At 54.3% G+C, this 864-nt stretch carries 1 protein-coding gene; it reads left to right on the forward strand.

The window, feature by feature from the left end:
- Positions 1–611, forward strand: a 611-nt coding sequence (locus HY29_RS16805; protein ID WP_034799238.1) for an IS6 family transposase, incomplete at its 5' end; no start/stop codon positions are given.
- Positions 612–864 lie beyond the last annotated feature (253 nt).

Below are 864 nucleotides of genomic sequence, written 5' to 3' on the forward strand. Positions count from 1 at the left end.
ATGTCGAAGACCTGCTTCACGAGCGCGGGATTGATATTTGCCATGAAACAGTGAGGCATTGGGTCGATCGGTTCGGCACTCACTTCGCGCACAAGACCCGCAGACGTCGTTCGGAGAGATTGATACAATCGTCGCAATGGCAGTGGCACCTGGACAAAGTCTTTGTGAAGATCCGTTGTCAGACTAATCGCCTTTGGCGAGCGGTTGATCATGAGGGAGAGGTGCTGGAGTCGTTCGTCACGAAGACTCGTGACAAGGCTTCAGTGTTGAGATTTATGAGAAAAGCCATGAAGCGCTATAGTAATCCCAAGGTGGTCGTGACGGGTAAATGCCCTTCATATCGGGCGGCGAGGAATATGATCGGGAGCGAGAGGCGTCAGGAGACCGGCCGGCACCTGAACAATCACGCCGAAAATTCACACTTGCCATTCCGACGAAGGGAGCGGGCGATGTCTCGCTTCCGGCAGATGCGAAGTTTGCAAAAGTTCGCTTCAATCCATTCGTCTGTGTACAATCACTTCAATCATCGAAGGAATATCGAGAGCAGGGCCAGGTTCAAATCGCTACGCGACGCTGCTCTTCTCGAATGGCGCGAGTTGATCGCTGCCTGAGACCTGCTCGTCTGCGAAAAGCGGAGACTGGTTCGAATTAGTCTGACAGCACCGCCAGCCACACCCCCAAACAGAGAACACTACACTCACCCCCGCGCAAAGCCCCAGACACCGCGGGCTTTGGCGTCGGAGCTGCGTCTCCGTTTCCGGAAACAGGGTAGATTTCAGGCACGAAATCTGCCGCCGTCTCCGTTAGCCAAATGCAACAGTACCTTTAGCGCGGATTTCCCTGATAACCCGCGATTTACAGGGA

The organism is Hyphomonas beringensis (assembly GCF_000682755.1).
In the GTDB taxonomy this organism is placed as follows: Bacteria; Pseudomonadota; Alphaproteobacteria; order Caulobacterales; family Hyphomonadaceae; genus Hyphomonas; species Hyphomonas beringensis.